The following is a 23,348-nucleotide window of genomic DNA, read 5'->3' on the forward strand; positions in this document are numbered from 1 at the left end:
CCCCCCGCTTTCCCTGCACGCCGGCGGCCGGCGCGGCAGGATGGTATGCGTGACGACTCCAGAGGCGACCGGTTACCGGATCGAACGCGACTCGATGGGCGAGGTGGAGGTGCCCGCCGAGGCACTGTGGCGGGCGCAGACCCAGCGCGCGGTGCAGAACTTCCCGATCTCCGGACGCGGGCTCGAACCGGCCCAGATCAAGGCGCTGGCGCAGATCAAGGGTGCGGCGGCCCAGGTCAACGGTGAGCTGGGGGTGATCGACGCGGACGTGGCGGAGGCGATCGCCACCGCCGCCGCGCACGTCGCCGACGGCGGCTACGACGACCAGTTCCCGGTGGACGTCTTCCAGACCGGCTCCGGCACCTCGTCCAACATGAACACCAACGAGGTCATCGCCACGCTGGCCGGCCGGGAGCTGGGCCGCGACGTCCACCCGAACGACCACGTGAACGCCTCGCAGTCCAGCAACGACGTCTTCCCGACCTCGATCCACCTGGCCGCCACGCAGTTCGTGGTGGAGGACCTGATCCCCTCGCTGAAGCAGCTCGCGGGCGCGCTGGAGGAGAAGGCGGCCGAGTTCGAGACGGTGGTCAAGGCGGGCCGCACCCACCTGATGGACGCCACGCCGGTCACGCTCGGGCAGGAGTTCGGCGGCTACGCCGCCCAGGTCCGCTACGGCGTGGAGCGACTGGAGTCGGTGCTGCCCCGGCTGGCCGAGCTGCCGCTGGGCGGCACCGCGGTGGGCACCGGCATCAACACCCCGCTCGGCTTCGCCGGCAAGGTGATCGGCCGGCTGCGGGACTCCACCGGCCTGCCGCTCAGCGAGGCGCGCAACCACTTCGAGGCGCAGGGCGCCCGGGACGCGCTCGTGGAGACGTCCGGCCAGCTCCGCACCATCGCGGTCGGCCTCTACAAGATCGCCAACGACGTACGCTGGATGGGCTCCGGGCCGCGCGCCGGCCTGCGCGAGCTGCGCATTCCCGACCTCCAGCCCGGCTCGTCCATCATGCCGGGCAAGGTGAACCCGGTGGTGGCCGAGGCGATGCGTCAGGTCTGCGCCCAGGTGATCGGCAACGACGCGGCGGTGGCGTTCGCGGGCTCGCAGGGCGACTTCGAGTTGAACGTGATGCTCCCGGTCATGGGCCGCAACCTGCTGGAGTCGATCAAGCTGATCGCCGCGTCGAGCCGGCTGTTCGCCGAGCGCCTGGTGGCCGGCCTGGTCGCGGACGCCGAGGTCTGCCTGGCGTACGCGGAGGGGTCGCCGTCGATCGTCACCCCGCTCAACCGCCACCTGGGCTACGACGAGGCCGCCTCGATCGCCAAGGAGGCGCTGGCCAAGCAGGTCTCCATCCGGGAGGTGGTGATCTCCCGGGGGCACGTCGACTCGGGCACGCTCACCGAGACCCAGCTCGACGAGGCGCTGGACCTGCTCCGGATGACCCACCCCTGAGCGGGACGCCGCGACGCCGGTAATTGCCTCGCCCCGTCACCAGGTGCGCGGGATGATCCGACCGTGCCTGACGACGGGGTGTTGCTGGAGACCGCGCGGCTGACGCTGCGCCGGTTCACCATGGACGACGTGGACCGGCTGGTCGAGCTGGACGCCGACCGGGAGGTCATGCGGTTCCTCACCAACGGTGAGCCGACGCCCGCCGGGACGATCCGGCACGAGGTGGTGCCCCGGCTGCTGGGGCAGTACGGCCGTCACCCCGGGCTCGGCCGCTGGGCGGCGCTCGACCGGTTCACCGGCGAGTTCCTGGGCTGGCTCGCGCTCGACCCGTCCGACGACGGTGCCGAGGGGGAGCTGGGCTACCGGCTGCGCCGCGCCGCGTGGGGGCACGGCCTGGCCACCGAGGGGGCGCGGGCGCTGGTGCGGCACGCGTTCGAGACGGTCGGCGTGCGGCGGGTGTGGGCCGAGACCATGGCGGTCAACGACCGCTCGCGCGCGGTGATGGCCCGCGCGGGGTTGCGCTACGTGCGCACGTTCCACCTGACGTTCGACGACCCGATCCCGGGTACGGAGCACGGTGAGGTGGAGTACGAGCTGCGCCGCGAGGAGTGGCCCGCGGCGCGTCAGGAGTGGGACGCCGCCCTGCGGGCGCGGTAGGCGCTCACCGCGGCCCGGTTGCCGCAGCCGGCGTCGCAGAACCGGCGGGACCGGTTCTTCGACAGGTCGACCAGCACGTTGGCGCAGTCCGGGTGGTCGCAGTGCCGCAGCCGGCGCAGTTCACCCATGCGGATCAGGTCGGCCAGGGCCATCGCGGCCTCGACGGCCATCCGGGTCGCCAGCGGCGCGTCCCGCGGCACGGCGTGCAGATGGTAGGGCTCGTCGTCGTGCCGGATGAGCTGCGGCAGCGCGTGCGACTCGCGGAGCAGGCCGTTGACGATCTCCACCACCTCGTCCGCGTCGGCGTGCCAGACGCGGTGCAACCGGGGCCGCAGGGCGCGGACCTGGCGCAGCTCGACGTCGGTGTGCTCGTGCCGGCCGCTGAAGCCGTGGACGCTGACGAAGTCGTCGAGGGCCCCCACGTCGGACAGCTCGTCCCGGCCCGGACCCGCCGTGTTCACCAGTGCGGCGGCGGCAACCAGCGCGCACTCCGTGTCATGAGCAAAGAGCACCTTGACTCCTGTCGGGAGTTCCGCCTAGCGTCATCAGCATAACGCTTTTTTACTCATGACCAGGAGTTGCCCATGCGTGAACGGCCCCGCGCCGGGCTCGGTCTGGCCCTGCTCTCCGCGCTCGCGTTCGCCACCTCGGGCACGTTCGCCCGCCCCCTGCTCGCCGGTGAGTGGTCGGCCGCCGCGGTGGTGATCGCCCGGGTCGGTGTCGCCGCGCTGGTGCTGGGCGTGCCCGCGCTGCTCGCGCTGCGCGGCCGATGGCCGGTGCTGCGCCGCAACGGGGTCGCGGTGGTGCTGTTCGGTCTGCTCGGCGTGGCGCTGGCCCAGGCCTGCTTCTACAACGCCGTCCAGTACCTGCCGGTCGGGGTGGCGCTCATGCTGGAGTACCTCGGCATCGTGATGGTGGTCGGATGGATGTGGCTGGTTCACGGGCAACGTCCACGGCTGCTGACCGTGGCCGGCTCGCTGGCCGCCCTGTGCGGGTTGGCGCTCGTCCTCGACCTCACCGGCGCCGGCGGCATCGACCCGGTGGGCGTGCTCTGGGGCCTGGGCGCCGGCGTCGGGCTGGCCGGTTACTACGTCATCGCCGGCCGCGTCGACGCCGAACTGCCGTCGGTGGTGATGGCCAGCGGCGGCATGGCCGTCGGGGCGCTGGTGCTGCTGCTGCTCGGCGCGGTCGGGGCGTTGCCGCTGGCCGCCGGCACCGGGGACGTCAGCTTCGCCGGGCACCGGATGAGCTGGCTGGTGCCGATCGTCGGGCTGTCGCTGATCGCCGCCGTCGTCGCCTACCTGGCCGGCGTCGCCGGGGCCCGGCTGCTCGGTGCGCGGCTCTCCTCCTTCATCGGGCTGACCGAGGTGATGTTCGCGGTGCTGATCGCCTGGCTGGTGCTGAACGAGTTGCCCAGCGGGATCCAACTGGTCGGCGGCGTCTTCATCGTCGGCGGCGTCGCGCTGGTCCGGATGGACGAGTTGCGGGCCGGACCCGGGCCGGCGGCACCCGCTCCGCCCGCGCCGGCACTGGCCGGCGAGCGATGAGCACGCCCCGCGCCGCGGTCGTCTTCGACGCCGACGAAACCCTGATCGACCTGCGCCCGGCGGTCACCGGCGGGCTGGTCGCCGTACTCGAGGAGATGCGGCGGCGGACCCCGGCGGCGGCCGACGTGTCCCTCGCGGACCTGGAGGGGGACTGGGGTGCGGTCTTCGGCGCGCTCAGCGCCGCACCGGTGCAGGAGATCCGACGGGCCGCGCTGGCCCGGTCGCTGGCCCGGGCCGGGCTGGACGCGCACCTGGACGAGTTCGCGACGCTGTTCTTCGCCCGCCGGTACGCGCTGAGCAGGCCGTTCCCCGACGCGCTGCCGGCGCTGGCCGCGCTGCGCCCGCACCACCTGCTGGGCTTCGCCACCAACGGCAACAGCCGCGCCGAACGCTGCGGCCTGCCCGGCCAGTTCGCCTTCGAGCTGTACGCGCACGAGGGCGGCCTGCCGAAGAAGCCGGCGCCGGCGTTCTTCGCGGCCGTGGTCGCGGCCGCCGGGCTGCCGGCCGCGCGCATCGTCCACGTCGGCGACTCGCCGGAGCACGACGTGGTCGCCGCCCAACGGGCCGGGCTGCGCGCGGTCTGGCTCAACCGGGGCGGACTGCCCCGCCCGCACGGGCTCGACCCCGACGCGGAGGTGTCCACGCTGGCCGAATTGCCCGAGGTCATCGCGGCGTTGACAAGTGCGAATGCCTGATTGGGGTCTATACCGGACGTGGATCTGGCGGAACTCGCTCCCGTGATGTGGGATGACACCACGTCCCTCAACGAGAGGATCTGATGTGGTGAGCAAGCGCTTCACCGCCGGCGCGGTCGCGGCTGCGGCCTCGCTGGCACTCACGGTGACCGGCCTGGGCGTTCCGGCGGCCGCCGCGCCGTCCAGCACCCGTACCTTCACCGTGCTGGCCGAGAGCGGCGTCTCCAACGACGCCGCCATCGCCGCGATCACCGCGGCCGGTGGCAAGGTCGTCTCCCGTACCGACGACGTCGGCCTCTTCCAGGTGACCAGCGACCGGGCGGACTTCGCCAGCCGGGCCAACGCCGCCGGCGCGCTGCTCGGTGCGGCCGAGGAGAAGGCGATCGGCAGCAAGCCGAAGCTGGACCGGGTCGAGCAGGAGCACCTGCTGGCCGCCGTCGCGAGCAAGGGCAAGGCCGCCAAGGGCAACGCCAAGAAGATGGACCCCCTGGACGACAAGCTCTGGGGTCTGGACATGATCCGGGCCGACAAGGCCCGCACCATCGAGCCGGGTGACCGTCGGGTGACCGTCGGCGTGCTGGACACCGGCGTCGACGCCAGCCAGCCGGACCTGGCCCCCAACTTCAACTGGGCGCTGTCGCGCAACTTCGCGCCGGACCTCGTCGACGTCGACGGCCCGTGCGAGGTGGCGAGCTGCCTCGACCCGGTCGGCACCGACGACGGCGGGCACGGCACGCACGTGGCCGGCACCATCGGCGCCGCCGCCAACGGCTTCGGCCTCTCCGGCGTGGCGCCGAAGGTCTCCCTGGTCGAGCTGAAGGGTGGCCAGGACAGCGGCTACTTCTTCCTCAACCCGGTGGTCAACGCCCTGGTCTACGCGGGCCGTTCCGGCCTGGACGTGGTCAACATGTCCTTCTACGTCGACCCGTGGCTCTACAACTGCACCGCCAACCCGGCCGACTCGCCGGAGGCGCAGGCCGAGCAGCGGACCATCATCGAGGCCATGAAGCGGGCGCTCACCTTCGCGCACCGCAAGGGCGTCACGCTGGTCGGCGCGCTGGGCAACAACCACGAGGACCTCGGCAACCCGCGCACCGACGTGAGCAGCCCGGACTACGGCTCCGACCCGTACCCGCGGCCGATCGACAACGCGAGCTGCTGGGACCTGCCCACCGAGGGCCCGCACGTGATCGGCGTGTCGGCCGTCGGCCCGTCCGGCAAGAAGGCCGACTTCTCGAACTACGGCACCGAGCAGATCTCGGTGGCGGCCCCGGGCGGTTGGTTCCGGGACGGCTTCGGCACCGACACCTACCGCGCCGACGCCAACATGATCCTCTCCACGTACCCGAAGAAGGTGCTGCAGGAGGAGGGCTCGGTCGACGAGGCCGGCAACATCGTCGCCGGCTTCGAGAACTCGGTGTTCAAGCAGTGCACCGCCAAGGGTGAGTGTGGCTACTACACCTACCTCCAGGGCACCTCGATGGCGTCCCCGCACGCCGCGGGCGTGGCGGCGCTGATCGTCAGCCGCTACGGCAAGCAGCAGGGCCGCAACGGCTTCGGCATGTCGCCGGACCTGGTCGAGCAGCACCTCTACCGGACGGCGGCCGAGCACGCCTGCCCGGAGCCGCGGCTGCAGACCTACACCAACGAGGGTCGGGACGCCGAGTTCAACGCGTACTGCGCGGGCTCGCTGAACTTCAACGGCTTCTACGGCTACGGCATCGTCGACGCCTACGCCGCGGTGAAGACCCCGCTGAAGCCCAACGCTCGCCCGTAACACCCGTTCGACCGTCGTGGCGGTGTCCGGTACTCCCGGGCGCCGCCACGTCGGCTTTCTCGCGCTCGTCACGGCCGCCAGCCCCGGGCCACCAGGGCAGTGCGGATCTCCCGGACCAGCGCGGGGAACTCCTTGCGCAGGCGACGGCCGGTCACGTGCAGCACCAGCCAGCCGGCCTCGACGAGCTGGTTGAGGCGCCGCCGGTCCAGGTGCATCCGGTCGGCGTCGGAGTGCCACTGGCCGTCGTACTCGACCGCGACCCGGAACTCCGGCCACGCGAGATCGGGATGCAGGATCAGGCCGGTCGACACGCGCACCGGATGCTGGGCCACCGGACGAGGCAGGCCGGCGAACATCAGCCGCACCCGCAGGTGGGACTCGGGCGGAGACTGAGCCAGCCCGTCGGTCAGGCCGAACACCCACGCCGCCCGTCGGCCTCCGGGGCGACCGACGTTCCGGGCCGCCTCGCTGGCCAACTCCGCGCGGCCCACCGAGCCGGTGCGCAGCAGGCCGTCGATGATGCCGACCGCCTTCACCGGCTCGGCCCAGACCGCGGTCTCCCAGGCACAGGTCACCGGATCGGTGCGGGGCGGTGGCTCGGTCATGACCAGGGGCAGGCCCGATGATCGGTCCGCCGCAGGCGACGAGGTCGTGCGAGCGGGCGGACCGGTGCGCCTGGTCGGCGTGGTGCCCGCGGCCGCGCCGGTGACGGCGGCCCTGGTGGTGCCGGGGGTTGTGGCTGTGCCGGCCGGGACCAGGAGGCCGCAGCGGGTGGTCGACATCGGGGCATGGTGCACCCGCACACCCGGTTGCGAGTCGGCCCTGACCGTGGCCGGCAGCAGGACGTGCACGTCGTCCGTGAAGCCGGCAGCGTGCTCGACACCGTGCAGGTAGGCCGCAGAGGGGCCGGCGACCAGAGTGCCGGGTGGCATGCGCAGCAGAGCCGCGCGGCAGGTCAGCGCGTGATCACGGTCGAGCCGCGCGTCGGCGTAGACGTCCTGCCGGAGCCGGATCCAGGACGCCCCCCGGAGGTGGTGTCGGGACAGCAGGCCGCGCCGGATCGCGGCCGAGCCCCGGAAGACCTGCCAGGCCAACTCCGCTGGTCGATGAGGATGAGGTGGCATGCGACCAGCCTGGCGTGGTCGGGGCGGCACTCGACACCCCTGTGGACAGCCGCGGCCGAGCCATCCACCGCGACCTGTGGACAACCGCCTTACCCAGCCGCCGGTGTGGTAACGCCTCGCGCTCGGGCCGCAGGGTGATCGACTGCGGTTCTGTCGTTGATCGTCTGCGGTTCGGCGAGGTGGTGGCGTCCGGGCTGTGGTGATGCCGCCACGTCGGCGGACTGGCGTGGGCCGCCCGGCCAGGCCTCGTGTCGGCGGGTGAGGCGGATCAGGAGAGAGCGGCGGCGACCGCCTCGGCGGCGGCGGTGACCTGGGCGCCGACCTCGGTCACGTCGAGCGGGGTCAGCGAGACCACCCCCACGCTCCCCTCCAGCCCGGGCACCCCGAGCACCGGCGCCGCCACCCCGTACGCGCCGGACTGCAACTCGCCGCTGGTGCTGACCGGCCCGAACTCGCCGGCCCGCCCGGCCAGCACCGCCCGCCCGGCCGCGCCCCGCTCCAGCGGATGCCGGGAGCCGGTGCGATAGGCCACGTGGAAGGCGGTCCAGCTCGGCTCGACCACGGCCAGCGCCACCCCCTCGCCACCCTCGACGACGGTCAGGTGGGCGGTCGCCCCGGTCCGCTCGGCGAGCCGGCGCAGCGCGGGCAGCGCCCCCTCGGCGAGCAGGGGCTGGGCCCGGCGGGCCAGGTGCAGCACACCCATGCCGATCCGGAGCCGGCCCTCGCCGTCGCGCCGGAGCATGCCGTGCCCGGTCAGCGCGCCGACCAACCGGTAGACCGCCGCGCGCCCGATGCCGAGCCGCTGCGCCGCCTCGGTGACGGTCAGCCCGCCCGGGGCGTCCGCCACGAGGTGCAGCAGGCGCAGCCCGCGGTCCAGGGTCTGCGCCGTCTCACCCGGGCGTGCCGCCGTGTCCACGCACGCAGCGTACGGCCCGGCTCCGCCCAACCTGGAAATGTGCGGACGGCTACGCTTGTGAGGTGACGCTACGCCTGTATGACACCGCCACCCGATCGGTGCGGGACTTCGTCCCGCGGGAAGCCGGCAAGGTGGGGGTCTACCTGTGTGGTCTCACGCTCCAGGCCCCGCCGCACATCGGTCACCTTCGCTCCGGCGTCAACTACGACGTGCTGCGCCGCTGGCTGCTGAGCAAGGGCTTCGAGGTCACGTTCATCCGCAACCTCACCGACATCGACGACAAGGTCCTGGCCAAGGCGATGGAGCAGGGGCGACCGTTCTGGTCGATCGCCTACGCGAACGAGCAGCTCCTCACCGCCTCCTACCGGGCGCTGAACGTGCTCCCGCCGACCTACGAGCCGCGGGCCACCGGTCACGTGCCGGAGATGCAGGAGCTGATCGCCCGGTTGATCGAGACCGGGCACGCCTACCCGGCCACTGACGGCTCCGGCGACGTCTACTTCGACGTGGCCTCCTGGCCGGCCTACGGGTCACTGTCCGGCCAGTCGCCGGCCGACATGCAGTCCGCCGGGGACGCCCCCGACCGGGGCAAACGGGATCCGCGTGACTTCGCGCTCTGGAAGGGCGCCAAGCCGGACGAGCCGGCCGACGCCTACTGGTCCTCGCCGTGGGGTCGCGGCCGGCCCGGCTGGCACATCGAGTGCTCGGCCATGTGCTGGCGCTACCTGGGCGCCGAGTTCGACATCCACGGCGGCGGGCTCGACCTGACGTTCCCGCACCACGAGAACGAGATCGCCCAGTCCCAGGCCGCCGACCTGCCGTTCGCCCGCTACTGGGTGCACCACGGCCTGCTCGGCATCGGCGGCACCAAGATGGGCAAGTCGTTGGGCAACACGCTCGACCTCGACTACGTGGCCTCGCTCGGGGTCCGCCCGGTGGAGCTGCGCTACTACTACGTCGCCGCGCACTACCGGTCCCACATCGACTACTCCGAGGACGCGCTGCGCGAGGCCGCGGTCGCGTACCGGAGGGTCGAGGGCTTCGTGCAGCGGGCGGTCGAGCGGGTCGGCGCCGCCCGGCCCGGCGACCTGCCGGCCGGTTTCGCGGCGGCGATGGACGACGACCTGAACACCTCGGCGGCGCTGGCGGTGCTGCACGAGGTGGTCCGGGACGGCAACACGGCGTTGACCGCCGGCGACGATGTGACCGTCCGCACGACGCTCGCCGCCGTGCGGGCGATGCTGGATATCCTCGGCGTCGACCCCCTGGACCCGGCATGGACCGGCGGTGGGCGCACGGACGACCTGCGTGGTGTGGTGGACTCGCTGATCGCGCTCGCCCTGGAGCAGCGCGCCCAGGCCCGCAGCCGCAAGGACTGGACCGCCGCCGACGCGGTCCGCGACCAGCTCAAGCAGGCCGGCGTGGTCGTCGAGGACACCCCCCAGGGCCCGCGTTGGACTATTGGAGAGCAGGACTGATGGCCGGCAACTCGCAGCGCCGTGGCCGGCGACTGACGTCGAAGTCGGGCGCCCCCAAGGGCACCGGTGGCAAGAACAAGGACTCCCTCGCCGGGCGGGGCCGCACCCTGCCGGCGGACGAGCGGCCGTGGCACAAGGCGTACTCGGGCACCGAGAAGCTGCCCCAGCGCACCGCCTGGAAGCAGGACAAGGAGCGCCGCGCCGCCGCCGAGGAGGGGCGCGCGCCGAAGATCGGCAACCCGGGCACCAAGGACACCACCTGGGGCAAGGGCACCCGGGCCGGCGTGCCGCTGAAGGGCGGCAAGGGCAAGCCCGGCGGCCGCGGCGGCCCCCGGGTGGCGCCGGGGCGCAAGGCCAACCCGGCGAAGGACAGCCCCGAGCTGCTGGTCGGGCGGAACCCGGTGCTGGAGTCGCTGCGCACCCAGGTGCCGGCGACCGCGCTCTACACCGCGCAGGGCATCGACGTGGACGACCGGGTCAAGGAGATCGTCCGCACCGCCGCCGACCGGGGCATCGCGATCCTGGAGGTCAGCCGCGCCGAGCTGGACCGGATGACCGGCGGCGTGCTGCACCAGGGCGTCGGCCTCCAGGTGCCGCCGTTCGCCTACGAGCCCTTCGACGACCTGGTCGCCGCCGCGCTGGAGCAGGCAGCCCCGCTGCTCGTCGCGCTGGACGGGGTCACCGACCCGCGTAACCTCGGCGCCGTCATCCGGTCGGCCGCCGCGTTCGGCGCGCAGGGTGTGTTCGTACCCGAGCGGCGTGCCGCCGGGATCACCGCGACCGCCTGGCGGACCAGCGCCGGCGCGGCCGCGCGCGTGCCGGTCGCCCAGGTCACCAACCTGACCCGGTCGCTCAAGGCGTGCAAGGACGCCGGCTTCGTCGTGGTCGGCCTGGACGCCGACGGGCAGACCGACCTGTACGACCTGGAGGCCGCGGTCGGCCCGCTGGTCGTGGTGGTCGGCTCGGAGGGACGCGGGCTGTCCCGCCTGGTCGGCGAGACCTGCGACCTCACCGTCAGCATCCCGATGGTCTCGGACGTGGAATCGCTCAACGCCAGCGTCGCCGCCGCGGTCACGCTCGCCGAGGTCGCCCGCCGTCGGTCCGTCGAGGCCTGACCGCACGTACGACGAAGGGGCGGCCCGCCACGGCGGACCGCCCCTTCTCTGTCGCTGACGTCAGATCCGCTGGCCGGTGGCGGCGTGGAAGACGTGGCTACGGCCGGTGCGCGGCTTGACGAACACGGTGTCGCCCATGTTCGGCATGCTGCGCCGGTCGGTGCGGACCACGAACCGCTCGTTGTGGCCCTCCAGCGCGGCGTGGCCGTAGACGTTGGCGTCGGAGCCCAGGTCCTCGACCAGCTCGACCACGACCGGCATGCCGCCCTCGGACGGGCTGACCAGGTCGCAGTCCTCCGGACGGAAGCCGACGGTCACCTTGCCGTCGCCACCCTCGGAACGGGCCGCCTCGACCTGCTCACGGGTCAGCGGGACGATCATCTCGGCGAACGCGCCGCCCTGGTCGGTCAGCTTCACCGTCTTGATGTTCATGGCGGGGGAGCCCATGAAGCCGGCGACGAAGACGTTGGACGGGGTGTCGTAGAGCGCCCGCGGGGTGTCCACCTGCTGGAGCACGCCGTCCAGCATGACCGCCACCCGGTGACCCATGGTCATGGCCTCGACCTGGTCGTGGGTGACGTAGACCGTGGTGACGCCGAGCTTCGCCTGGAGCGAGGCGATCTGCGTACGGGTCTGGACGCGCAGCTTGGCGTCGAGGTTCGACAGCGGCTCGTCCATGAGGAAGACCTGCGGCTCGCGGACGATCGCGCGGCCCATGGCGACACGCTGGCGCTGACCGCCGGAGAGCGCCTTCGGCTTGCGGCTGAGGAACTCCTCCAGCTGGAGCAGCCCGGCCGCCTCCTTGACCCGGCGGTCGATCTCCGACTTCGAGGTCTTGCGCAGCTTGAGGGCGAACGCCATGTTCTCGTACACCGTCATGTGCGGGTAGAGGGCGTAGTTCTGGAAGACCATGGCGATGTCGCGGGCCTTCGGCGGGAGGTGGGTGACGTCCCGGTCGTCGATGTAGATCGCGCCGTCGTCGACGTCCTCCAGGCCGGCGAGCATCCGCAGGCTGGTGGACTTGCCGCAGCCGGACGGGCCGACCAGGACGAGGAACTCCCCGTCACCGATCTGGAGGTCGAGCTGGTTGACGGCGGGGCGCTCGGTGCCCGGATAGATCCGGGACGCCTTCGCGTAGGTGACCGTAGCCATGATGGAGCGCTTCCTTTCACCGGCAGGAACGTGCCGGACGATCCGAGTGAAGGAGCGACCGGCGCCCAAGGCACCGGCCAACGGGGTCGTCGCCCGGGCAGCCGAGGCCGACCGGAGTGTCGTCCGTGTCACTGCACCGTAAACGGCTTTCGCGGCCGTGCCAAGACGAGGAACAGCGGGTGGGACGGACGGCATACACATTTCGGTCACCCGGGCACGGCGAGGCATCAATCTCCCCGTCCGGAGCGCGTCAGACCGACGATCCGTCGGCGCCGCCGGTCGGGAAATTGACGTTTTCCGTGCTCGGGAGCCCTGCCAGGCGGGATTTCCGGAGGCCACTCGCTATGCTGAGCCCGTCACACGCGCCCCTGTAGCTCAGCTGGCCAGAGCACTCGCCTTGTAAGCGAGATGTCGCCGGTTCGATCCCGGCCGGGGGCTCCAATTCCACAAGGCGATGCCGGCCGGTGGCCGTCGTGATCTCCCCGGTTGACAGCCACGCTGACAGCAACGGGGTTCACGACAGTCACCCGTCGAGCTTGTCGAGCGCCTGACGGGCTCTCGTGCCAGGACACGACCCGGCTCGGGCGCCACATCGTGGGTACGCCCGACCCGTCGCGTCAGGCTCCGGCATCTGGCCCCGCTGCCGGTAGTTCGTCACGGTCGCCACCTTGACGCCGAGGTACGCAGCTACGTCGGAGGTCGTCCACCACTCCGCGGTTGTGTCCGGGCCAGTTCCCGCGGCCATCATTCTGGCATCAATGGCTCTGTCCCGGCCGATACCAAGGGCACCTGCTTGGCCCAGCGCACGCCGTCGTTCCAGTACACGAGCGCGAGCATCAGATCCCGGGCGGGATCCCATGACGGCTGCTGCTTCCGGCCTAGGTCGAACACGGCCATGACGGTGCCGGTGGCGGCAGCGGGGGTGCCGACTGCCATGGGGCCCTCCCAGATCGAGGGCTCGCCGTAGGCGTTGTCGACCGGGGGTGTGACGCCGGCGAGCCAGGCGTACCGCTCGGCCAGGATGTTCAGATTGCTGCCCCACTCGCTGCCGATGTCGCCACTGGCGTCCCGGCCATAGGTCGGGTTCAGCACACGGGGCGGGGCCGACCGGCGGTCGAGGGCGATCAGTTCGAACCTGCCGTCGCGTGATGCGCCGGTCCACGCGACGCGAACGACGAGAGCTTGGTCCCCGAGCACCCCCCTCTCTCCTTCGACTGGCCAGCCAAGCGCGCGGGCGGCTTCCGTTACGTCGTTCTTTCCGGCAGACCGGTAGTCCACGTTGACCGTGACCGCATCGCCGCCGTGGGCCCATTCCTTTTCGCGGCGAGTGTGGAGCACGGTGGCGGTGACCATGAGTGCGACTAGCGCGATCGCGGCGAGGTTGGTCAGCAGGAGGGGACGGCGCATCGGTGGATCATCCCGGGGCGGAACGTCCCCCGCCACCCCGTCCGCCTCATGCCCGTTCGGCAGGTGCCGGATCAAGCTCCATCACGCGTCCTCGCGCAGTTCGGCGCCGATGTCGAAGACGTCGGCATGCCATCCCGAAGTGCCCGCTGGCTACCGGGACCGCCGGCGGTTGGACTCCTGCCGAACCGCCTCGGTGAGATCCCGCCAGGTGCCGGCCGAGGTCTTCATCATTCGCTCGAACTATCTGGCGGGCGGAGGCTTCGTCGGTGAAGTCGTAAGACACCTCCTGCCCGCCGTCACCACCGAGGCGGCCACGGACGCGCCAGAGCCGGCTGTCCGAGAGCAGCCAGATGTCGCGCCGGGCCATGCGGCCCCACGCACCGTTCCACGACCGACCTCGTACCTCCACCCGCAGCAGCCTGGTCAAACATGTGTTCGACCAGCCGGCTAGCTCGCCGGCGCGGCCAGCGTGCGCTTTCCTACGCCGCGTGCTCTTGGCCGGGCGGCCCGACCGGCTGCCGGCCCATCACCTCACCGGTCAACGACCTGCCGTCATGCGGCGGCCCACCGGGCTTCCCGCTGTTCGCGCCAGCCGCCGGGCGTGTTGCGTGGCCGGAGTTGGAGCGCCAGCGCAGCGAAGGACACGCGCCCAGGCTGACGTGCTCCATCTTCTTGAGCAAGAAGCACGTTCTGAGCTGAACGTCTTATTGGCAGGTGGTGCAGCATGAAAGCAGACCGTTGTAGATGTGGTGTCGGCAACTAGGGTCTGTCAAGCAGCGGCCGTCATCTTTGACCTTGCTCCTTGCGGTAGGTGCCGAGTGCGTCATCGAATCGCGTGCCGTTCCAGGGCAAGGTGTGGGTGTGGGTTTCGCCTGTAGAGCGATGCATCACCTCGACCGTAAGGGTGTCCCCCTCTACCTTCCAGCCGCCTGGGATTACGTATTGCCCGGCGTTCGCGATAGGCACGTCAAGTACAACGAACTTGTCTGCGCCCTGGCCGAACAAGTAGAGAGAGTCGAAAGATCCCGTTGTATCTGTGCATTGCACCTGAGCTAGAAGCTCTTGGTTGCCGTCGTGGTCGAAGTCGGTAGGCCTGATTTGGCTGGTCACCCTGTACATCGCGCCGTCAATTTGCAGCCCATGTACGTCGAATCGTGCGGTTCGACCCGGGCAGACGGGCGCACCGTCCCGCAGGATCGTTGCCAGCTCCACGGGTGATCCAACCGATTGCTCCAATGACATCAAAAGCAGGGGGGACGTTCGGCCAGCCACCTGTGTGAATTCGGTGCCGTTCCATTGGTAGGTGCGGGAGTGGGCCGGTGCGTACACCGCATTGGCCCTGGCGCCAGAGCCGATCCATCCGTACTGGACCTGCGCCATGAGTTTCTGGTTCTCCACCTTGAAAGACGGGTACTCGGCGTAAGGCTGCCCGGCATAGCGTAGACCGGCTAACGAATGGTCGGCTCGCATGGTGACCACGAGAAGTTGCCCGCCCCGAAGGCCGTTCCGCAGAGCCGTTGCGGGTAGGTCACTACACAAGATGTTGAGGACGGCCTCCGGCTTACCGTCGCCGGTCAGGTCGCCATAGGCGATGTCACGGGAATTCAGGATCAGTCTTTGGCCGCGATCTTCGGCTGGAGCCCATGCGAAGTTTGCCAGGGCCTCATCGCTTCCCACCGGCTGCATGTGCTGCCTGCCCGTGGGGCAGGGCATGTCGGAGTGCGTCGGTAGGTCGATCACTGCTTGCTGCCAGCGAACCTCGCCAATCACGCTGGCAGTCGGAACGTCGCCGGGCTCGTCCCCATCATCGACAACGAAGACCCCGACAACCAGGACCACCGCCAAGCTGACGATCACCGCAATGGCCGGAAGCCACCCTGGCCAAGGCCGGCGCGCGAAAGGGGGCTCAAGCTCAGGCACGGACGGCTCCCTTGGCGACCATAGGAATCCCAACCCGAGGCTGGGTGACCTATCCTGGCACGATCCGCTGTCCAGGCCGTACCTGCCTCGTCCCGGACGAAGCTGCGAACCTACCCCGCCGATGATCAACAGCCACTGGCCGAGGCAATCGAGACGGGAACGGCAAACCCCCGAACGTGCCAGGCCCGCCAAAGACTGACAACAGGCGAGACGGAGACAGCGCTAAACCCCCGGCTGCGTAGACCAGGCAAAGGAAGTTCGCCGCGTCGCTTGGCGGCTCGACAGCAACGGCGCCACACGACAACAGTCCGACGAGCACTGGCACGGACGAAGCTTCGAACATCCAGCCGGTCCTGGACGTGTGCGGACGAGCGGCACAGAGCTTGTAAGCGATATGTCGCCGGTTCGATCCCGGCCGGGGGCTCCAATTCCATCAGGCATGTCGCAGCGGCAGCCGCTGCGATCTGGCCGGATGACAGCAACGACGGTCACGACAGCCGCCCGTCGAGCTTGCCGAGCGCCTGGCGCATCGCGTCGAGGTTGGCGTGAGCGTAGACCTTCAGTGTGACCTTGACGTCGGCGTGCCGGGCGATGGCCTGGACGACGTGCGGCGGGACGCCCAACTCCATCAGCAGTGAGACGACCCTGTGCCGCAGGTCGTGCAGCCCGCCTCCGGGCAGGCCGGCGGCTTCCCGGAGGCGGGCGAAGGAGCGGCTGAGTTGGTCGGCTCCATCGGCGTACCACGCTCGGAGGGGAGACGAGCCCGTGATCCGCCCAGACCTCGGGAGGGCATCCCGCTCCGACTGCTGGCGCTCCTGGTGCTCCAGCGGTGGGAGCTGAGCGAGGATCGCGGCGGGTGGCGGGTCTGGTGCGGCCGACGCCGACGCCAGCCGAAAACGACGGACGGGCTGACGGGGTGCGCAACCATCCGACCAGCCCTCAACGACCTTCTTCTGATTCCAAGGCCGCAGATTCGAATCCTGGCGGGCGCATATCCTGCTGGGACATCAAGGGTGGTTGATACACTCCGCGCCCATGGGGGAGCGCAACGCAGCAGCCATCCTGTCCTTGTCCCTTACGACACTTCTCACCGCCTGCACCAGCAGTGCGTCGCATGACGAGCAGATGGAGTATCTGCACAAGATGGCTCAGCGCGGAGCCGAGGCACATGCTGCGTACAAGAGTCAGGGAGACTCCGGCGACCCGGACAAGTGCGAATCCGCCTACAGACTCTACAACGGACCCAACGGGAACGACGCGCCTGACGTCGGGAACCACGACGAAGAAGTCGCCTTCCTGAAAGAGGGCGAGAGGCTGTTCATGAGCAGCTGCATGAGCGGCACGCCGTCGCCGGTCTCCGCGCGGAGTAAGCCCGCCAGCCCTTCCGCCCGACCGGCCTCCCGGGCGACCACGTAAAGATCCCATCGGCTGACGCCAGCATCTCGAGGCGGTAGGCGAGGCCTTCGGCGTGCTCCACTCCGACGACTGTCGACAGCAACGCCGTCGGACGGCAGCACTCTGACAGACGCTGACACAGACGAAGGTCCGAGTATGCAGCCGTTGCGGTGCGGCGCACAGGGTTGTAAGCGAGATGTCGCCGGTTCGATCCCGGCCGGTGGCTCCAGTTCCATCAGGCGACCCGGGCCGTCACGCGCGCCGGGCCGCCGGTGGCGTCCTCCTCCGGCAGGCGTCGCGCACGCCGGTGCCGGATCCGGAACGTGAGCGCGAAGAGCAGCGACACCGCCACAGCCGTGAGGCCGAACGCGGCGGCCATGGTCGCCGTGCGGGTACCGCCCCAGACCGCCCCGGCGGCGCCGGCCCCGGCGACACCCGCGGCCCCGACGATCCCGCGCCAGGTCAGTGCCAGTGGCACGACGCCCACCGTCCGACCGGCCGCGGCGGCGACGATCAGGACGGCCACCCCGGCGACGGTGGGCCACATCGTCCAGCCGGCGTCGGTGGAGCCGTCGTCGACGGCGAGCCAGCGCAGGAACAGCACGCACCAGGGCGGGTACACCGCGAGGAGCACCAGGGTCGCCGGGCCCCGGCGGCGGATCCGCCGGTCCACTCCGGCGCTGTGCCGCGCCGGCGCGTTGCTCGGGTCGACGGTGAGCGCCCGCCGGTAGAGGTCGCGGAACCGGGCCACGTCGCGGTCGACGGTGAGCACGTTGACGGCGAGCAGGTTCAGCCCCTCGGGATCGTCCGGGGCGAGTTCGACCGCACGTCGCGCGTCGGCGTAGGACTCCCGGTGCCGGCCGAGCAGTTGCCGGGCCAGCCCTCGGTACCGCCAGGCCACCGTGTCGCCGGGGTCGATGTCGATCGCGCGACCGGCCGCGTCGATCGCGGCGTGCTGGTCACCCAGCCCGATGAGCGCACCGGCCAGTCGACGCCACGCGAGGCTGTCGTCGGGGTGGGTCCGCAGGTGCGCGCGCAGCAGCGTGACCGCGGGCTTGAACTCCCTGGCGAGGACCAAGGCACGGGCGCGCGCGACGGCGTCCTCGACCGGGGCGGACGGCGAGTCCACGTGGCTGCTCCTCGGCGGGATGATCGGCGGGCACCGCAGTATCACCCGGCGGTTGCGGGGTCGGACGGCGGGGACGTCGAGTGGGCCACCGCCACCAGACGGATCTGGTCCAGCAGGGCGTGGTGGTCGGCCTCACCGGTGACGGTGTCCACCGGCACGTCGTTCAGGACGGTCTCGCCGCCGAGGGTGCTGGCCCAGACGCGCTCGGCATCGCCGTCGTCGGCCCGTCGGCCCCTGGCGGTCAATTCGCCCCGGCCCTTCTCGGCGTGGGCGAGCAGTTCCTTGACCAGGGGGCAGTCGCTGTCGATGCCGACCCGGCCCCGCAGGTCCAAGGTCGCCAGGTCGCCGTTGGCCTGCCGGAGCAGATGGAGCAGGCCGTCCACCCTCGGCGGCACCGTCGGTCCGTCCTCGAAGCGGAACCGCACTCGGGTGACCACGTCGACGGTCTGCCGCCAGTCGGAGAAGCGTGTCTCGCCGGTCAGCGAACGGACGTCCCATTCGTCCGTGGTCGCGTTGCGGAGGATGGAACGCAACGCCCCGGTGAACGACATGACCCTGATGTCCCGGCGGATCTGGAAGACCACCATGAGATCAGCGAGGCGAAGAGCGAACGGAGCGGCCATCCCCTCGGCCACGGCACTGGGCGTGAAGTCCTGGCTGCGGTCGTCCCACAGGTCCACGTCCACCTGCTTCTCGAAACCGAGGCGCCCGTAGACGATCCCGTCCCGGACGCTCGTCCGGCCCACGCGCCAGAGCCGACCGTAGCGCTCCTCCCGTAAGCCAGGCTGGAGTGCGTCCAGCACCTGATTCGCGGGAGTTCGGAAGAGGTTGAGCTGGCCGGGAGGGACAATCCTGGCGCGGGCGACCCGACCCCTGAGGTGTGGGGGCATAGCCCGATCTTAGAGCGAAAAGCGTCGATTTTATAGACGCTGTGTCACTGATAGACAACGCTGCGTGGCGCGGGATGCTCAGCGCCCCGCGCCACACCTGCGGATCAGCCCCAGTTCTGGGGGGCCGGTTGCCGCGTGGTCGCGTTGATCCGGTTGAAGAAGTTGGTGGTGGCGATCCAGAGCACCAACGCCGCCAGTTCCTTCTCCCCGAAGTGCCGGGCCGCCTCGTCCCACACCGGGTCCGGCACCGCGTCGCCGCGGTCGGCGAGACGGGTGGCGTGCTCGGCTAGGTCGAGCGCGGCCCGCTCGGCGTCGGTGAAGTACGGCGTCTCCCGCCACGCCGCCACCGCGAACAGCCGCTCCTCGGTCTCGCCGTTCTTGCGGGCGCCGCGCGCCCCCGAGTCGACGCACGCGCTGCATCCGTTGATCTGGCTGGCCCGCAGGTGGACCAGCTCCAACGTGCCGCCGGGCACGCCGGCCGAGTGCGCGGCCCGGTAGAGCAGGTTGACCGCCTTGACGGTGTCCGGGAGCAGCGCGGCCGGGTTCTGCATGCGGGCTTCGAGGCTCATGGTCGTCCGTCCTGTCCTTGTAGGCTGGGCGGCGTCCGTTCGCCGCCCTCCCCCGTCTGTCGACATCCGGGCCGGTGGTGTGACGGATGTGACGGCGATCACGCGGCGGTGGAGGGCGGGGGGTCGTGACCGACGCGGACCTGGTGGCCCGGCGCTTCGAGGAGCAGCGGCCCCGCCTGCGGGCGGTGGCCCACCGGATGCTCGGCTCGGCCGCCGAGGCGGACGACGGCCGGATCCGACTCGCGCTCAGCTTCGCCGTCACCGACCGGATCATCGGCATCGAGGTGGTGGCCGACCCGGACCACCTCGCCGACCTCGCCCTGGTGGTCGGCGGATGAGCCGGGCGACCGAGGAGTCCAACCGGGCCATGCTGCGGGCCCGGGACGCGATGGACCGGGCGTACGCGCAGCCGCTGGACATCCCCGCGCTGGCCCGGATCGCGCACGTCTCCGAGTCGCACTTCATCCGGACGTTCCGGGCCACCTTCGGCGAGACGCCGCACCGCTACCTGCAACGGCGTCGGGTCGAGCGGGCCATGTCCCTGCTGTTGGAGACCGACCGGGACGTCACCGACATCTGCCTCGCGGTCGGCTTCACCAGCCTCGGCACGTTCAGCCGGACGTTCCGCGACATCGTCGGCGAGTCGCCCCGCGATTTCCGGCGGCGTCGGTCCGCCGCCGCGAACGTGCCGAGCTGCTTCGCCAAATCCTGGACCAGGCCCAGCAGTTTTGGATAAGCAGCAGGTCAGGGCGGTGCTCTAGCGTCGACGGCATGACGATGACTTCGATTTCCCGCTCGCAGATCTACGTGCTCGACCAGGACGAGGCGCTCGACTTCTACGTCGGCAAGCTGGGCATGGAGGTGAACACCGACCAGGATCTCGGCTTCATGCGCTGGCTGACCGTGAACGTGCCGGGCGACGCCGAGCGGGAGATCCTGCTGGAGAAGCCCGGCCCGCCGGCGTTGGACCCGAAGACCGCCGAGCAGGTCCGCGAGCTGCTCACCAAGGGCGCCGCCGGTGGCTTCCTGTTCCTGACCACTGACGACGCGCACAAGACGTACGCGGATCTGGTGGCCAAGGGGGTCGAGGTGACCGACGAGCCGACCGACCGGCCGTACGGGATCGACTTCGGAATCCGGGACCCGTTCGGCAACCGGATCCGGATCGGCCAGATGCACCCGCGGGAGCAGTGGGCGAACGGCTGACCACGGGGCTGCGGGGTCGGGGAGCGACCGACTAGGGTCGGCCACTCCCGATCCTGAAGGGGTGTCGATGGCGAGCCGACTGTTGTTCCTGGCCCGGCACGGCGAGCAGGAGGACACCGGGACGGAGGCCCCGGAGGTCGGCCTCTCCGCGCGGGGGCGCCGGCAGGCGACGCTGCTCGGCGAGCGGCTGCGCGGCGCGCGGATCGACGCCGTGCACCACGGGCCGCTTGCCCGGGCCGCGGAGACGGCCGGGCTGGTCGCGAAGGAGCTGCCGGGTGTTCCGGTCCACGAGGACGAGCGGGCCGGCGACCACATGCCGCACGACACCGACCCGACCGGCCTGCCGGCGCGGTATGCCGAGTTCCTCGCCGAGTTCACCGAGGCGGAACGGCGGGACGGGCCGCGCGTGACGGCGGAGGCGGTGGCCCGGTTCGCCACCGCCCCCGCCGAGGGCGACGTCCGGGAGCTGGTGATCACGCACAACTTCCTGGTCGCCTGGCTGGTGCGGCACGCGCTGGAGGCGCCGGAGCGCCGCTGGATCGGGCTCAACCACGCCAACTGCGCGCTGACCGTGATCCGCTACAGCGACGCCGGCCCGCCGACGGTGGTCGCGCTGAACGACGCCGCCCACCTGCCGCCCGACCTGCGGGCCACCGGCTTCCCCGACGACTACCGGTTCTGACACCCGAACCACGCCCGCCTCGCGGAACGACGCGCGAGGGCGGGCGGCGCGCCCGACGGGTCAGCCGCGGAGCTTGACCACGGCTTCGGCGAGCGCGCGGGCCGACTGCGGGTTCTGGCCGGTGACCAGGCGGCCGTCGACCACCACGTGCTCGGTGAAGTTCGGCGCCGGGACGTGCTGCGCACCGGCCTCGGTGAGCTTGTCGGCGAGCAGGAACGGCACCTCGTCGGTGAGGCCGACGGCCGCCTCCTCGTCGTTGGTGAAGCCGGCCACCCGCTTGCCGGCGATCAGCCGCGAGCCGTCGGAGAGGGTGAGGTTCACCAGCGCCGACGGCCCGTGGCAGACGGCGGCCACCACGCCGCCGCGCTCGTAGACCGCGCGGGCGATCCGGGCCAGGTCCGGGTCGTCGGGGAAGTCCCACATCGTGCCGTGACCGCCGGCGAAGACGATCACGTCGTAGCCGGCCGGGTCGACGTCCGCGGCCTTCGGGGTATCGGTCACGCCGGCGGTGGCGAGGAAGTCGTTCTGGGTCCGGTCGTCGGTGTCCCGGCCGTCGACCGGCGGCTCGCCGCCGGCCACGGACACCAGGTCGACGTCGTACCCGGCGGCCCGGAAGACCTCCCACGGCTCGGCGGCCTCGCCGACGTAGTAGCCGGTCTTGCGGCCGGTGGCACCGAGGTCGGAGTGGCTGGTCAGGGCGATGAGTGCACGAGTCATGTCACCATGCTGGCGCGCCGATCCATAGCTGACCAATAGGCAAGAGTCACGTCGGCGATAGGTTTGCTGATGTGAAGGTGTCCCTGGACCTGCTCCGCAGCTTCCTCGCCGTGCACCGGTCCGGGTCGGTCACCGGCGCGGCCGAGCTGTTGGGTGTGGCGCAGCCCACGGTGACCGCGCAACTGCGCGCGCTGGAGGAGGCGGTCGGTCGGCCGCTCTTCGACCGACTGCCGCGCGGTGTCACCCCGACCGCGGCCGGGGACGAGCTGGCCCGCCGGGTGGCCGAGCCGCTGGACCGGCTGGCGGCCGTGCTGACCGACGAGCCGGGTGCCGCGTACGCCCGGACGGTCTTCCTCGGCGGGCCGGCCGAGCTGCTCGCGGAGCGGGTGCTGCCGGCGCTGGGCGGGCTGGTGGCCGAAGGCATGGAGCTGCGGGTTGCGGCCGGGTTGCCGGAACGGCTGCTGGACGACCTGGTGGCCGGCCGGCTCGACCTGGCGGTGACCAGCGTGCGGCCGCGTCGGCGGGGGGTGGTGGTGGAGCCGCTCTACGACGAGGAGTTCGTGCTGGTGGCGGCGCCGGCCTGGGCCGACCGGCTGCCCGATCCGGTGACCCCGGCGGCGCTGCGGGACGTGCCGCTGGTCGCCTACGGGGAGGAGGCGCCGATCCTGCGGCGGTACTGGCGGACCGTCTTCGACACCCGGCTCACCCGGACGCCGAGCCTGGTCGTGGCGGACCTGCGGGCGGTCCGGGCGGCGGTGGTGGCCGGTGCGGGGGCGAGCGTGCTGCCCGCGTACCTCTGCCGGGGTGAGTTGGCCTCCGGCGCGGTGCGGGCGTTGCTCACGCCGGCGGTGCCCCCGCTCAACACGCTCTTCCTCGCGGCGCGGCCGGCGGTGGCCGGCCGGCGCGAGGTCCAGGCCGTGCGCCGGGCGTTGCTCGCGGCGGCGCCCGGCTGGTGAGCGGGCGGGTCAGCCGGTGGCGCGGGTGAGCAGGTCGACCACCTCGGCGGTGGCGGCCGGCGGGGTGGCCTGCGGCGGGCAGTCCACGTACGAGCTGGTGGTCGGCCCGATGGTGAGCCGGTAGCTGAACGCGTCGGCGCACATGGTCGCCGGCACGGTGACGGCGGCCTCGGCGGTGAGCCGGGGGTCGGCGGCGAGCTGGCGCAACCGGTCGAGGTCCGCGTCGGCGAGCCGGCCCTCGCGTTCGGCGCCGGCCCGGTCGGTGGTCGTCCAGGTGCCGTCCGCGTGCACGGTGATGGTGTCGGTGAGCCCGGCGATGCCGCCCGACTTGACGAGCACCACCTCGACGCCGGGCAGCGGGGTGGCCTGCGGCAGCGTCGACGTCGGTGCGTCGGTCCGGGCGCAGCCGGCGAGCGGGACGAGGAGGGCGGCGACGGCGGCCGCCACGGCGGGGGCTGCTCTCATGCCGGATCGGACGCACGGCGGGGCCACCCGGTTCCGGAGCACCGCGTCCTCCTCATCCGTTCGGTCAGTGTCTCGGACGGGAAGTCGTCGACCTCTTTCAC

The 23,348-nt window shown here is 71.5% G+C and carries 25 protein-coding genes and 1 tRNA gene; 14 read left to right on the forward strand and 12 right to left on the reverse strand.

Features of this window, described 5'->3' with window-relative positions; all coding sequences use genetic code 11:
• Nucleotides 1-40 precede the first annotated feature (40 nt).
• Entirely contained in the window at nt 41-1,450 is a 1,410-nt protein-coding gene (locus COO58_RS25900) for a class II fumarate hydratase (RefSeq protein ID WP_176558977.1), read from the forward strand.
• Between the two features lie 63 nt (nt 1,451-1,513).
• Nucleotides 1,514-2,107, forward strand: a complete 594-nt coding sequence (locus COO58_RS25905; protein WP_091568777.1) for a GNAT family N-acetyltransferase — start codon at nt 1,514-1,516, stop codon at nt 2,105-2,107.
• Here the strand turns inward: COO58_RS25905 and COO58_RS25910 are convergent.
• A complete protein-coding gene (locus tag COO58_RS25910; protein ID WP_091568780.1) occupies nt 2,074-2,619 on the reverse strand; it encodes a CGNR zinc finger domain-containing protein in 546 nt (181 codons plus the stop codon). The two genes, COO58_RS25905 and COO58_RS25910, sit on opposite strands and share 34 nt — an antisense overlap.
• A gap of 72 nt (nt 2,620-2,691) precedes the next feature.
• On the opposite strand from COO58_RS25910, the gene COO58_RS25915 reads away from it, so the two are divergent.
• From COO58_RS25915 to COO58_RS25925, 3 genes are all read left to right on the forward strand, one after another.
• Nucleotides 2,692-3,654: an EamA family transporter gene (locus COO58_RS25915; RefSeq protein WP_091568782.1), complete on the forward strand. Its 963-nt coding sequence runs from the start codon at nt 2,692-2,694 to the stop codon at nt 3,652-3,654.
• Nucleotides 3,651-4,349, forward strand: coding sequence for an HAD family hydrolase (locus COO58_RS25920; RefSeq protein WP_091568784.1), 699 nt, complete (start codon nt 3,651-3,653; stop codon nt 4,347-4,349). The genes COO58_RS25915 and COO58_RS25920 overlap by 4 nt, the downstream gene beginning before the upstream one ends.
• A gap of 88 nt (nt 4,350-4,437) precedes the next feature.
• On the forward strand, nt 4,438-6,126 hold the full coding sequence (locus COO58_RS25925; protein WP_176558978.1) for a S8 family serine peptidase: 1,689 nt from the start codon (nt 4,438-4,440) through the stop codon (nt 6,124-6,126).
• A gap of 68 nt (nt 6,127-6,194) precedes the next feature.
• On the opposite strand, the gene COO58_RS25930 is transcribed toward COO58_RS25925, so the two are convergent.
• Together COO58_RS25930 and COO58_RS25935 are read right to left on the reverse strand one after the other, a co-directional pair.
• On the reverse strand, nt 6,195-7,250 hold the full coding sequence (locus COO58_RS25930; RefSeq protein WP_172967903.1) for a hypothetical protein: 1,056 nt from the start codon (nt 7,248-7,250) through the stop codon (nt 6,195-6,197).
• Nucleotides 7,251-7,518: 268 nt separating this feature from the next.
• On the reverse strand, nt 7,519-8,166 hold the full coding sequence (locus tag COO58_RS25935; protein ID WP_091568796.1) for an IclR family transcriptional regulator: 648 nt from the start codon (nt 8,164-8,166) through the stop codon (nt 7,519-7,521).
• 62 nt (nt 8,167-8,228) lie between these two features.
• On the opposite strand from COO58_RS25935, the gene cysS reads away from it, so the two are divergent.
• Complete coding sequence (gene cysS, locus COO58_RS25940) at nt 8,229-9,644, forward strand: cysteine--tRNA ligase (protein ID WP_091568798.1); 1,416 nt, start codon at nt 8,229-8,231, stop codon at nt 9,642-9,644.
• Nucleotides 9,644-10,759 (forward strand): 23S rRNA (guanosine(2251)-2'-O)-methyltransferase RlmB, encoded by a 1,116-nt coding sequence (gene rlmB, locus COO58_RS25945; RefSeq protein ID WP_091568801.1) that lies wholly within the window; start codon nt 9,644-9,646, stop codon nt 10,757-10,759. The genes cysS and rlmB overlap by 1 nt, the downstream gene beginning before the upstream one ends.
• Before the next feature lie 60 nt (nt 10,760-10,819).
• Here rlmB and COO58_RS25950 read toward each other — a convergent pair whose 3' ends face one another.
• Nucleotides 10,820-11,911, reverse strand: coding sequence for an ABC transporter ATP-binding protein (locus COO58_RS25950; RefSeq protein ID WP_098747634.1), 1,092 nt, complete (start codon nt 11,909-11,911; stop codon nt 10,820-10,822).
• Nucleotides 11,912-12,275: 364 nt separating this feature from the next.
• Between COO58_RS25950 and COO58_RS25955 the strand changes: the two genes are divergently transcribed.
• Nucleotides 12,276-12,352 (forward strand) — tRNA-Thr (locus tag COO58_RS25955).
• Between the two features lie 303 nt (nt 12,353-12,655).
• Here COO58_RS25955 and COO58_RS25960 read toward each other — a convergent pair.
• The 3 genes from COO58_RS25960 to COO58_RS31295 all read right to left on the reverse strand — a co-directional run bounded on the left by COO58_RS25960 (nt 12,656) and on the right by COO58_RS31295 (nt 16,233).
• On the reverse strand, nt 12,656-13,318 hold the full coding sequence (locus COO58_RS25960; RefSeq protein WP_098747635.1) for a hypothetical protein: 663 nt from the start codon (nt 13,316-13,318) through the stop codon (nt 12,656-12,658).
• A 783-nt stretch (nt 13,319-14,101) separates the two neighbouring features.
• A complete protein-coding gene (locus COO58_RS25970) occupies nt 14,102-15,238 on the reverse strand; it encodes a hypothetical protein (RefSeq protein ID WP_141561955.1) in 1,137 nt (378 codons plus the stop codon).
• A gap of 488 nt (nt 15,239-15,726) precedes the next feature.
• Nucleotides 15,727-16,233 (reverse strand): tyrosine-type recombinase/integrase, encoded by a 507-nt coding sequence (locus tag COO58_RS31295; protein ID WP_369700225.1) that lies wholly within the window; start codon nt 16,231-16,233, stop codon nt 15,727-15,729.
• Between the two features lie 40 nt (nt 16,234-16,273).
• Here COO58_RS31295 and COO58_RS25980 point away from each other — a divergent pair, with 40 nt between their 5' ends.
• Nucleotides 16,274-16,654: a hypothetical protein gene (locus COO58_RS25980; protein WP_098747640.1), complete on the forward strand. Its 381-nt coding sequence runs from the start codon at nt 16,274-16,276 to the stop codon at nt 16,652-16,654.
• A 214-nt stretch (nt 16,655-16,868) separates the two neighbouring features.
• Here COO58_RS25980 and COO58_RS25985 read toward each other — a convergent pair whose 3' ends face one another.
• From COO58_RS25985 to COO58_RS25995, 3 genes are all read right to left on the reverse strand, one after another.
• Entirely contained in the window at nt 16,869-17,762 is an 894-nt protein-coding gene (locus tag COO58_RS25985; protein WP_098747641.1) for a tetratricopeptide repeat protein, read from the reverse strand.
• A 41-nt stretch (nt 17,763-17,803) separates the two neighbouring features.
• Nucleotides 17,804-18,508, reverse strand: coding sequence for a hypothetical protein (locus tag COO58_RS25990; protein ID WP_098747643.1), 705 nt, complete (start codon nt 18,506-18,508; stop codon nt 17,804-17,806).
• A gap of 248 nt (nt 18,509-18,756) precedes the next feature.
• Nucleotides 18,757-19,221 (reverse strand): carboxymuconolactone decarboxylase family protein, encoded by a 465-nt coding sequence (locus tag COO58_RS25995; protein ID WP_218012424.1) that lies wholly within the window; start codon nt 19,219-19,221, stop codon nt 18,757-18,759.
• Nucleotides 19,222-19,346: 125 nt separating this feature from the next.
• Between COO58_RS25995 and COO58_RS31300 the strand changes: the two genes are divergently transcribed.
• The 4 genes from COO58_RS31300 to COO58_RS26015 all read left to right on the forward strand — a co-directional run bounded on the left by COO58_RS31300 (nt 19,347) and on the right by COO58_RS26015 (nt 21,109).
• Nucleotides 19,347-19,559, forward strand: a complete 213-nt coding sequence (locus tag COO58_RS31300) for a hypothetical protein (protein WP_255292775.1) — start codon at nt 19,347-19,349, stop codon at nt 19,557-19,559.
• Nucleotides 19,556-19,957, forward strand: coding sequence for a helix-turn-helix domain-containing protein (locus COO58_RS26005; protein ID WP_091568979.1), 402 nt, complete (start codon nt 19,556-19,558; stop codon nt 19,955-19,957). The genes COO58_RS31300 and COO58_RS26005 overlap by 4 nt, the downstream gene beginning before the upstream one ends.
• A 35-nt stretch (nt 19,958-19,992) precedes the next feature.
• Nucleotides 19,993-20,427, forward strand: a complete 435-nt coding sequence (locus COO58_RS26010; RefSeq protein WP_091568982.1) for a VOC family protein — start codon at nt 19,993-19,995, stop codon at nt 20,425-20,427.
• A 67-nt stretch (nt 20,428-20,494) separates the two neighbouring features.
• Nucleotides 20,495-21,109 (forward strand): histidine phosphatase family protein, encoded by a 615-nt coding sequence (locus COO58_RS26015; RefSeq protein WP_098747874.1) that lies wholly within the window; start codon nt 20,495-20,497, stop codon nt 21,107-21,109.
• 60 nt (nt 21,110-21,169) lie between these two features.
• On the opposite strand, the gene COO58_RS26020 is transcribed toward COO58_RS26015, so the two are convergent.
• Nucleotides 21,170-21,826, reverse strand: coding sequence for a type 1 glutamine amidotransferase domain-containing protein (locus COO58_RS26020; RefSeq protein WP_091568986.1), 657 nt, complete (start codon nt 21,824-21,826; stop codon nt 21,170-21,172).
• A gap of 71 nt (nt 21,827-21,897) precedes the next feature.
• Between COO58_RS26020 and COO58_RS26025 the strand changes: the two genes are divergently transcribed.
• On the forward strand, nt 21,898-22,782 hold the full coding sequence (locus tag COO58_RS26025; protein ID WP_098747645.1) for a LysR family transcriptional regulator: 885 nt from the start codon (nt 21,898-21,900) through the stop codon (nt 22,780-22,782).
• A 9-nt stretch (nt 22,783-22,791) separates the two neighbouring features.
• Here COO58_RS26025 and COO58_RS26030 read toward each other — a convergent pair whose 3' ends face one another.
• Nucleotides 22,792-23,247 carry a protealysin inhibitor emfourin gene (locus COO58_RS26030; protein WP_141561957.1) on the reverse strand — a complete coding sequence of 152 codons (456 nt, stop codon included), beginning with the start codon at nt 23,245-23,247 and terminating at the stop codon, nt 22,792-22,794.
• Between the last annotated feature and the right edge of the window lie 101 nt (nt 23,248-23,348).

The sequence above is a fragment of the Micromonospora sp. WMMA1996 genome (assembly GCF_002573675.1).
In the GTDB taxonomy this organism is placed as follows: Bacteria; Actinomycetota; Actinomycetes; order Mycobacteriales; family Micromonosporaceae; genus Micromonospora; species Micromonospora sediminicola.